This window comes from Kitasatospora sp. NPDC056184, from assembly GCF_042268405.1.
Classification (GTDB): Bacteria; Actinomycetota; Actinomycetes; order Streptomycetales; family Streptomycetaceae; genus Kitasatospora.
Genome location: NZ_JBHJUI010000028.1, coordinates 84,722 through 92,921 on the forward strand (window position 1 = coordinate 84,722; position 8,200 = coordinate 92,921).

10 protein-coding genes are annotated in these 8,200 nt (G+C 71.5%); 5 read left to right on the top strand and 5 right to left on the bottom strand.

Annotated elements, in window-relative coordinates; genetic code table 11:
* Nucleotides 1-2 precede the first annotated feature (2 nt).
* Nucleotides 3-1,649 (bottom strand): alpha/beta hydrolase, encoded by a 1,647-nt coding sequence (locus ACFC0B_RS35205; RefSeq protein WP_376095539.1) that lies wholly within the window; start codon nucleotides 1,647-1,649, stop codon nucleotides 3-5.
* Complete coding sequence (locus ACFC0B_RS35210; protein ID WP_376095542.1) at nucleotides 1,646-1,945, bottom strand: hypothetical protein; 300 nt, start codon at nucleotides 1,943-1,945, stop codon at nucleotides 1,646-1,648. The genes ACFC0B_RS35205 and ACFC0B_RS35210 overlap by 4 nt, the downstream gene beginning before the upstream one ends.
* 345 nt (nucleotides 1,946-2,290) lie before the next feature.
* Between ACFC0B_RS35210 and ACFC0B_RS35215 the strand changes: the two genes are divergently transcribed.
* On the top strand, nucleotides 2,291-2,473 hold the full coding sequence (locus ACFC0B_RS35215) for a PspC domain-containing protein (RefSeq protein WP_376095545.1): 183 nt from the start codon (nucleotides 2,291-2,293) through the stop codon (nucleotides 2,471-2,473).
* Between the two features lie 61 nt (nucleotides 2,474-2,534).
* On the opposite strand, the gene ACFC0B_RS35220 is transcribed toward ACFC0B_RS35215, so the two are convergent.
* The 3 genes from ACFC0B_RS35220 to ACFC0B_RS35230 all read right to left on the bottom strand — a co-directional run bounded on the left by ACFC0B_RS35220 (nucleotide 2,535) and on the right by ACFC0B_RS35230 (nucleotide 5,376).
* Nucleotides 2,535-2,894 (bottom strand): ATP-binding protein, encoded by a 360-nt coding sequence (locus ACFC0B_RS35220; RefSeq protein ID WP_376095548.1) that lies wholly within the window; start codon nucleotides 2,892-2,894, stop codon nucleotides 2,535-2,537.
* Between the two features lie 225 nt (nucleotides 2,895-3,119).
* Nucleotides 3,120-4,268: an adenosine deaminase gene (locus ACFC0B_RS35225; RefSeq protein ID WP_376095551.1), complete on the bottom strand. Its 1,149-nt coding sequence runs from the start codon at nucleotides 4,266-4,268 to the stop codon at nucleotides 3,120-3,122.
* A gap of 142 nt (nucleotides 4,269-4,410) precedes the next feature.
* On the bottom strand, nucleotides 4,411-5,376 hold the full coding sequence (locus ACFC0B_RS35230; RefSeq protein ID WP_376095554.1) for a LysR family transcriptional regulator: 966 nt from the start codon (nucleotides 5,374-5,376) through the stop codon (nucleotides 4,411-4,413).
* A 93-nt stretch (nucleotides 5,377-5,469) separates the two neighbouring features.
* On the opposite strand from ACFC0B_RS35230, the gene ACFC0B_RS35235 reads away from it, so the two are divergent.
* The 4 genes from ACFC0B_RS35235 to ACFC0B_RS35250 all read left to right on the top strand — a co-directional run bounded on the left by ACFC0B_RS35235 (nucleotide 5,470) and on the right by ACFC0B_RS35250 (nucleotide 8,112).
* Entirely contained in the window at nucleotides 5,470-6,789 is a 1,320-nt protein-coding gene (locus tag ACFC0B_RS35235; protein ID WP_376095557.1) for an MFS transporter, read from the top strand.
* A 9-nt stretch (nucleotides 6,790-6,798) separates the two neighbouring features.
* Complete coding sequence (locus ACFC0B_RS35240; protein WP_376095560.1) at nucleotides 6,799-7,152, top strand: AbrB/MazE/SpoVT family DNA-binding domain-containing protein; 354 nt, start codon at nucleotides 6,799-6,801, stop codon at nucleotides 7,150-7,152.
* Complete coding sequence (locus ACFC0B_RS35245; RefSeq protein WP_376095563.1) at nucleotides 7,139-7,432, top strand: hypothetical protein; 294 nt, start codon at nucleotides 7,139-7,141, stop codon at nucleotides 7,430-7,432. Before ACFC0B_RS35240 ends, ACFC0B_RS35245 begins: the two co-directional genes overlap by 14 nt.
* Before the next feature lie 125 nt (nucleotides 7,433-7,557).
* Nucleotides 7,558-8,112, top strand: a complete 555-nt coding sequence (locus tag ACFC0B_RS35250; RefSeq protein ID WP_376095566.1) for a Uma2 family endonuclease — start codon at nucleotides 7,558-7,560, stop codon at nucleotides 8,110-8,112.
* The last annotated feature ends 88 nt before the right edge of the window (nucleotides 8,113-8,200 follow it).

Sequence of the window (8,200 nt, forward strand, 5' to 3'; positions counted from 1 at the left end):
CATCACCAGTACCAGGTGCCCTCAACGAAGTTGTCCTTCGGGACGGTCTCCGGAGGCACGCCCACGATGACGCGCCCTTGATTCTTCAGACTCGCACTCTGGTCGTCCCAGTAGTGGCCGTGTCCCGTCGTGTCAACCTTGATGTTGTTCCCCCCGAACCCGTCCATGTGCGGAGACGGACCGAAAGGAACTCCTCCGACGAGCCGGGTGAAGTCCTGTTTGGCCTCCCCGATCCAGACGTGCTTGGGATCTATACCGAGTTCCGACGCGTTGGAGACCCCCATCCCCGGACTACCCAGCGCGACAATGTCATCGACCGGCAGACCACCCCCCTCTCGCGCGGCCACCCCCACCGCATAACTGCCGTAGCTGTGACCGATGACGGTCAGATGGCTGCAGACGTTGTCGGTCTGCGCAACCCGCACGCCCTGTCCGAACAGGCGCAGGTCAGGGGCGGCGTCCTTGCCCCGGCTGGTCAGCAGTGGACTTCCGGTGGACCACTCCGGGGCGTCATAGCCGAGCCAGGAGATGACGGCCACCTTCCCACCAGGGTTGGTAAGAGCATCCTCCGCCGCCTTCTGAAGCCTGGTGACGTGGTCCATCTGACCGGGAACGCTGTTGAGGTCGGTGCTCGTCCCAGGAACGAAGATCGCAGTGTGCAGAGCCTTGTCGGGATTTCCCCTGGAGACGATGGCGCGGCCGTCCGATGCGTCCGAGTCGATCCCGAGCAGGAACATCTGGTGCATCTCGTCGTTTCCGTCGGCCTCATCCAGCTTCTGCTTGATCGATTCCAGGGCCACGCGCCGCTTCTGGTACGTCTCCGCGTCCAACCCGCTCTCACCCGGCGTTGCCGCCTGGAGCATGTCGAGCTTCTGATCCAGCACCAGGCGATTGGCCTTGTCGCGGACGGACGACGGAAGACCGTCCAGGCGCCCCAGTTCCGCTGGACGAAGGGCCAGGTACGTTTCCTGCTGGTCGGGGGTCAGCCCCTTCCACCACTCAGCGGTCTTCTTCGGGTCCTGGCCGTCGGGGACGACACCCCCTGCAAGGCCGAGGTCGCCCATGACGGACGCCGCGTCGAGCTTGGTCTCGGCGACACCGCCGGCTCCACGTGTGGGGCTCAGGATGTCGGCCCCCAGCCGGCCAAGCGCTGTCCGACCCTGGTCGCTGGCCTGTTGGGCGGCCTTCAGCGCGGCGTCGACTTTCCCCTGACAAGCGCTCCGGGTGTAGGCGAGGGCGCGCCGGGCGTCCTGGGCGTCCTGATCGTGGCGGTCGTCCCAGGTCTGCGCGGGCAACTGGACCGTACCGTCGACGGCGACAGTCAGCCCGGCCGCCTGGGCCTCATGCACGGCGCCGGTCAGGTCGGTCTTCGCCTGCTGCATCCGTTCGGCGACCGTGTTCAGGGTCAGTGCTACGGCCTCGGCCTCGACCCGGACGATGTCCAGTTGCTGCTCGGTGCGCTCCAGGTAGGCGAACGCCGCACTCGCGTCGCCGCCCGTCCAGTGCTGCCGCAACGGCCCGTTGACCTGCGTCCGGTGGCGGGTGTCCAATCCGTCCACGGCCTTCGCGAGCGACTTCCAACCTCTCGCCGCATCCTGCAGACCATGTGCATCGAAGGCCGTCAGCAACTCGTAGAGGCTCGCGGTCACTGAACGCCTTCCTTCCAGCCACTGACCAGCGCCCGTTCGGTCCGACTGTGCGCCTCCGCGCTCGTTTCCAACTTGACCCCGGTGTCGACGAGTCGCTTCTGCAGCGCACTGAGCGGCGTCACCCACTCCCTTCCCAGCTGTGCGAGCGCACCACCTACCGACCAGCCCGTGAGCTGACCGGCCGCCGTCGCGGTGGCGTCCTGGGCGGCCTTCACCGGACCTGCCAGCTCGCCGCCGAGCGCCCTGGCCACTCCCGCCGAGGCGCGTAGTTCCGGACCGACCTCGATGTCCGCCATCACGATCTCCCCCCAGAGACGATGTGCCCGAGCGCCCCGCGGGACGCTGCGCATCCGTACGACTACTCGGATGCTAGGGCCGCCCGGGTCGGGATGGGACGGGTTTCCGGGAAATCGAACGCCCGCGCGCGGGGAGTCGGACCGGCCGGCTTCCCCGTCCGCGTGATCGACAATCTCCGGGCCGACCCTGAGCGGAACCCTGAGAGCGGTCGTGCCTGGTCAGGACGGAGGTCCGGGGCGGGATCAGCTTGCGGGGGGAGGTCTTCGGCGGGGTGGCGGCGGAGCATGGAAGTACGCCGACCGGAGGGACCGGACCACGGCGTCACCACAGCAACGGAGTTCACCATGAGCCGCCTCGCCCGCCCCCGCCACAACCGCGTCATCGCCGGCGTCTGCGCCGGGATCGCCGAGCGCTTCGGGCTCACGCCGTGGACCGTCCGCGTGATCTTCCTGGCCTCGTGCCTGCTGCCCGGCCCGCAGTTCCTGATCTACCTGGCGCTCTGGCTGGTGCTCCCCCAGGAGCCGTGACGCCGGAAGGGGCCGCCCACTCCTCGACGGGAGCGGACGACCCCTTCGCGGCGCGGACGGCTCAGCCGGTCAGACCCGGCAGCGGGAGGGTCTGGGTGAGGCTGCCGAGCGGGGTCTTGTCGAGGCCCGGCACGGTCGGCAGGGCGCCCCGGTTGCCGGTGGCGCCGGCGACCGGCGCGGCGGCCTGGCCCGCGCTCGGGGCGAGGCTGCCGAGGGTGCTGCTGACCTTGTCGGCGACCGGCAGCTTGCCCGCGACATCGGTGAGCGCGTTGGTGGCGGCCGGGTTGGTCAGCAGGTTCGTCGGGAGCCCGAGACCTCCGGCCGCGGTGGCGGGGGCGGCGGACGCGCCGCCGGCGCCGACCGCGGCGATCGCGATGCCGAGCGCGGCGGTGCCGGCGGCCTTGAGAGTGGCCTGCTTCATGTGGTTCGTCCCCTTGGGTCCTCGTCGGTGGCCGACTCGCACAGCCGACGCGACGGGGCCCGCCGCCACGGCCTGTCAGCAATGACGGGCACACCGTAGTGAGTGGATCATGCGGGGATCAACGGCGGTTCACTCGCCCGAGCGAGAAGTCGGATGAACGCCAACTCTCTTGGCCGACATCGGCGTTCATCCGATCACAGCGGAAGCTCCCGGCTTCCGGACCGCTCAGCCGCCGGCGCTGAACAGCCACTCGGCCTTGAGCTCGGCGTAGCCCGGCTTGATCACGTCGTTGATCATCGCGAGGCGCTCGTCGAACGGCAGGAAGGCCGACTTCATCGCGTTCACGGTGAACCACTCCAGGTCCCCCAGGGTGTAGCCGAAGGCCTCGACCAGGTGCCCGAACTCGCGGCTCATGCTGGTGCCGCTCATCAGCCGGTTGTCGGTGTTCACGGTGACCCGGAACTTCAGCCGGCTGAGCAGCCCGATCGGGTGCTCGGCGTACGAGGTGGCCGCGCCGGTCTGCAGGTTGGAGGTCGGGCACATCTCCAGCGGGACGCGCTTGTCGCGCACGTACGCGGCGAGCCGGCCCAGCTTGACGGTGCCGTCCTCCTCGACCGTGATGTCGTCGACGATCCGCACGCCGTGGCCGAGCCGGTCGGCGCCGCAGCACTGCAGGGCCTCCCAGATCGACGGCAGGCCGAAGGCCTCGCCCGCGTGGATGGTGAAGTGGTTGTTCTCGCCCTTGAGGTAGTCGAAGGCGGCCTGGTGGCGGGTGGGGGGGTAGCCCGCCTCGGCGCCGGCGATGTCGAAGCCGACGACGCCGGCGTCGCGGTGGCGGTTGGCCAGCTCGGCGATCTCCGAGGAGCGCGCGGCGTGCCGCATCGCGGTGATCAGGGTGCCGATCCGGATGCGGCGGCCGGCGGCGCGGGCGTTGGCCTCGCCGAGCCGGAAGCCCTCCTGGACGGCCTCGACGACCTCGTCCAGGCTCAGCCCGCGCTCCAGGTGCTGCTCGGGGGCGTACCGGACCTCGGCGTAGACGACGCCGTCGGCGGCGAGGTCCTCGGCGCAGTCGGCGGCGACCTTGATCAGGGCCTCACGGGTCTGCATGACGGCGCAGGTGTGGGCGAAGGTCTCCAGGTAGCGGACCAGCGAGCCGGAGTCGGCGGCCTCGCGGAACCACTCGCCGAGTTCCTTGGGGTCGGTGGTGGGGAGGCCCTCGTAGCCGACGGCGGCGGCCAGCTCGACCACGGTCTCGGGGCGCAGGCCGCCGTCGAGGTGGTCGTGCAGGAGCACCTTCGGCGAGCGGGCGATCTGCTCGGGGGCGGGAATGCGGGGGCCGGTGCCCGCGGTGGTGACGGGGATCTGCTTCTCCATTGCGGGAGTGTAGCCCCTACGCGCGTAGACAAGCCACCGTCCAGGGGCCCGAATCATCCGATGTCCACCGGGAATTCCACCAAAGGGACGAGCCGGGCCACCTCCACGCAAGCCGGCCACCCGGGCGCCGCCCCCGATCCCCTCAGTCGTGCGCCAGCAGCCGCCCCCGCCGCGACAGCACGAAGTCCCGGAACGCCGCCGCCGGCGGGGTCAGCGGCCGCCCCGCCGCCCACGCCAGCCCGAGCGCCCGCCGGGTGCGCGGCGCCGTCACCTCCAGCTCCACCACCCCCGGCCGCGGCACCAGCGCCGGCGGCAGCAGCGCCACCCCCAGCCCGGCCGCCACCAGCCCGCGCAGCGTCTCCGCCTCCTCCCCCTCGAACGCGATCCGCGGCACGAACCCGGCCTCGGCGCAGAAGCCGTCCGTGATCGCCCGCAGCCCGTACCCGGGCTCCAGCCCGACGAACGGCTCCTCCGCCACCTCCGCCAGCCGGATCCGGCGGCGCCCGGCAAGCCGGTGGTCCGCCGGGACCACCAGGTGCAGCCGCTGCTCGTCCAGCCGGCGCGCCACCAGCGCCGGGTCGTCGTCCGGGACCGGCGCGACCAGGCAGAGGTCCAGCTCCCCCGCGCGCAGCCGGTCGAGCATCGCGCCCGAGTAGTCCTGCACCAGTTGGAAGCGCACCAGCGGGTACGCCGCCCGGAAGTCCCGCAGCAGGGCCGGCACCGCGTCCGTCCCCATGGTGTGCAGGAAGCCGAAGGCCACCCGGCCGGTCGCCGGATCGGCCTCCGCCCGCGCCGCCTCGGCACCGCGCTCGACCTCGGCCAGCGCCCGCTCCACCGAGGCCAGCAACAGCCGGCCCGCCCGGGTCAGCCGGACCGTCCGGCCCTGGCGGGCCAGCAGGTCGACGCCCAGCTCCGCCTCCAGCCGGGCCACCGCCCGGGACAGCGTCGGCTGCGGCATCGCCAGCAACGCCGCCGCCTGCGTCACGTGCTCCAGCCGGGCGACCGCCGCGAACTGGGCCAGCAGTGGCGCGAGTTGCACCGCCGGAAGGTCGGGGCCCAGCTCCGCGGGCCGGACCGGCTCGGCCCCGGTCGCCATGGTCGGCTCCATCCGCTGCTCCTTGCTCCACTCATACGCTGACGCATGGATTGTGCCCGGTCCATGCATTGGACGCATCAGCCCGGCGGTTCTACGGTCGACGTCATGCAGCCCTCCAGTACCGGGGCGTCCGCGACCGCGCCGGACGCCGCCCCTATCCACACCGCCCCGCTCCCCACTGGCACGCTCACCCCGGACGACCGCCACCGCCCCGGCCGGCCCTCCTTCCGCCGCGCCAACCTCGCCCTCTTCGCGGCCGGCGTGGCGACCTTCGTCCTCCTCTACTCCACCCAGGGCCTGCTGCCGATCCTCTCGGACGACCTCGGCCTCACCCCCGGCCAGGCCAGCTGGACGGCCTCCGCCGCCACCCTCGGCCTGGCGCTCGCCCTGCTCCCCGCCAGCGCGCTCTCCGACCGGTACGGCCGCACCGCCGTGATGACGGCCTCCACCCTCGCCGCCTCCGCCCTCGCGCTCGCCCTGCCGTTCGCGCCGGACCTCACCACCCTGGTCGTGCTCCGGGTGCTCCAGGGCGCGGCGCTCGCCGGCCTCCCCGCCACCGCGATGGCCTACCTCGCCGAGGAGGTCCACCCCTCCGCGCTGGCCTCCGCGATGGGCCTGTACGTGGCGGGCAACAGCATCGGCGGCATGGGCGGGCGGCTGCTCTCCGGCTGGGTCGCGGCCGGCCTCGGCTGGCGCTGGGGGCTCGCCGCCTCCGCCGTCCTCGCCCTGCTCGCCACCCTGGCCTTCCGGCTGCTGATCCCCGCCGCCCGGCACTTCACTCCGGCCCCGGTGGACGCCCGGGCCCTCGCCCGCACCGTCGGACGGCACCTGCGCAATCCGCTGCTGCTGCGGCTGTACGCGCTGGGGCTGCTGTTCATGGCCGTGTTCGGCGCGGTCTACAACACCGTCGGCTACCGGCTGATCGCCGCGCCCTTCCACCTGCCGGATTCGATCGCCGCCTCGATCTTCGTGGTCTACCTGGTCGGCACCGGCACCTCCGCCGCCGCGGGCCGGCTCTCCGCCCGGCTCGGCCGGCGGGGCGCGCTGTACGTCGCGATCGGCACCACCGCCCTGGGACTGCTGCTCTCGCTCGCCGACTCCCTGGCCCTCGCCCTGCTCGGGCTGGTGCTGATCACCGCCGGCTTCTTCGCCGGCCACGCCACCGCCTCCGCCGCCGTCGGCCGCACCGCCACCGAGGGCCGCGCCCAGGCCTCCGCGCTCTACCTGATCGCCTACTACCTGGGCAACAGCCTCGGCGGCACGATCGGTGCCGACGCCTACCACGCCACCGGCTGGCCCGGCGCCGCCACCATCGGCCTCACCGCCATGGCCCTCGCCGCCGCCGTCACCCTCTACGCCACCCGCCAGGCCCACACCGCCACCCGCCGCGCCGGACAGCTGCCGGGCAGACTTTCCGCCCGGTAGACTTTCCTCATGGCAGACCTCAAACGCCGCCGTCGTCCCCACCTGGTGTCCACGCCCGTGCGGAAGAAGGGCGTGGTCACCATCCCCCAGGAGATAAGGGAGCAACTGGACCTCCAGGAGGGGGACCAACTGGTCGTCGCGGTGGAGGACGGCCGCATCGTCCTGACCCCCGCCTCCGTCATCCCGGACGACCAGGCCTGGTTCTGGAGCCCGGCCTGGCAGGCCATGGAGAACGAGGTCGACGAGTCCCTCGCCCAGGGGGAACGTGGCGAGGTGTTCGAGGACGGCGAGGAGTTCCTGCAATCGCTTGCCGACGAGGCGGGGCTGGACCTGGGGGAGATCAAGCGCCGTGCCGACGCATGAGTCCCTCGCCCACTTTCTCCGGGACTGGAAGAACCTCACCCCGGCTCAGAAGGCCGCCTTTCTCGCCTCGGTCGCCCAGTTCGTCGCGGACCTCCACGCCGGCCAGGGCTTCCGGCGGGGGCTGCGGGTGAAGAAGGTGCAGGGCCACCCCGACATCTGGGAGCTGACCTGGGCGCCCGACAGCCGGGCGACGTTCAGCTACGGGACCCCGCTCCAGGACGGCGAGCCGCACATCGTCTGGCGCCGCATCGGCACTCACGAGATCTTCCACCGTCCCTGAGAGCCACCACTTCCGTTGTACGCGGACGCCTTGGTGCCGCGCGACGGCGAGTCGGCGTACGCGATCGCCAACCGCAGCAGGGTGAGGAACGCCGGCTGTCGGCTGCCGTCGCTACAATCCGGAATGTGAGCGTCGATCCTGCTGTGTACGCCCGGTTGCGCGAGATCGCCGATCAGCTGCCGCAGATCCCCGGGATAGGGAAGATCGAGATCCGCGACGGCGAGATCGTCATGACGATGTCCCCGGTGAAGCGCCACGAACTGGCTGTTCTGCGCATCGCCCGGCAGCTCAACGCCCAGTTGCCGGCCACGAACCCCGGTTACATCGCCTATCACGGCGCGGACCTGGAGGATGCCGGGCTCGGTCGGCTGCGAAACCCCGATCTGATGGTCTTCCCGGAGGCCACCTTGGAGGGTACGCAGTCGGCGGTCCTCCCCCACGAGGTGCTGCTGGTCGTCGAGATCGTCTCCAAGTCCAACCCCGACAACGACTACCAGGCCAAGGTCCGCGACTACGCGGCCATGGGCATCCCGTTCTACCTGCTCGTCGACCCGCGCAACGGTACCGGCATCGTCCACGACGAGCCCGGCTACACCAACCGCGAGAAGTTCGCCTTCGGCGACACCGTCGCCGTCGGCCCCTGGAGCATCGACACCGGCGGTCTGCTCACGTACGCCTGACAGTGATGATGTTCGTGGTGACGCTGCGGGTGGGTCTGACTCGCCGCCTGACTGACGTCTCGACTGTCCTGTTTGGGATTTGTCGGCT

Excerpts from the sequence above, each read along its gene's own strand:
- ACFC0B_RS35210 (WP_376095542.1), bottom strand. The coding sequence starts at position 1,945 with ATGGCGGACATCGAGGTCGGTCCGGAACTACGCGCCTCGGCGGGAGTG.
- ACFC0B_RS35215 (WP_376095545.1), top strand. The coding sequence starts at position 2,291 with ATGAGCCGCCTCGCCCGCCCCCGCCACAACCGCGTCATCGCCGGCGTC.
- ACFC0B_RS35220 (WP_376095548.1), bottom strand. The coding sequence starts at position 2,894 with ATGAAGCAGGCCACTCTCAAGGCCGCCGGCACCGCCGCGCTCGGCATC.
- ACFC0B_RS35225 (WP_376095551.1), bottom strand. The coding sequence starts at position 4,268 with ATGGAGAAGCAGATCCCCGTCACCACCGCGGGCACCGGCCCCCGCATT.
- ACFC0B_RS35230 (WP_376095554.1), bottom strand. The coding sequence starts at position 5,376 with ATGGAGCCGACCATGGCGACCGGGGCCGAGCCGGTCCGGCCCGCGGAG.
- ACFC0B_RS35235 (WP_376095557.1), top strand. The coding sequence starts at position 5,470 with ATGCAGCCCTCCAGTACCGGGGCGTCCGCGACCGCGCCGGACGCCGCC.
- ACFC0B_RS35240 (WP_376095560.1), top strand. The coding sequence starts at position 6,799 with ATGGCAGACCTCAAACGCCGCCGTCGTCCCCACCTGGTGTCCACGCCC.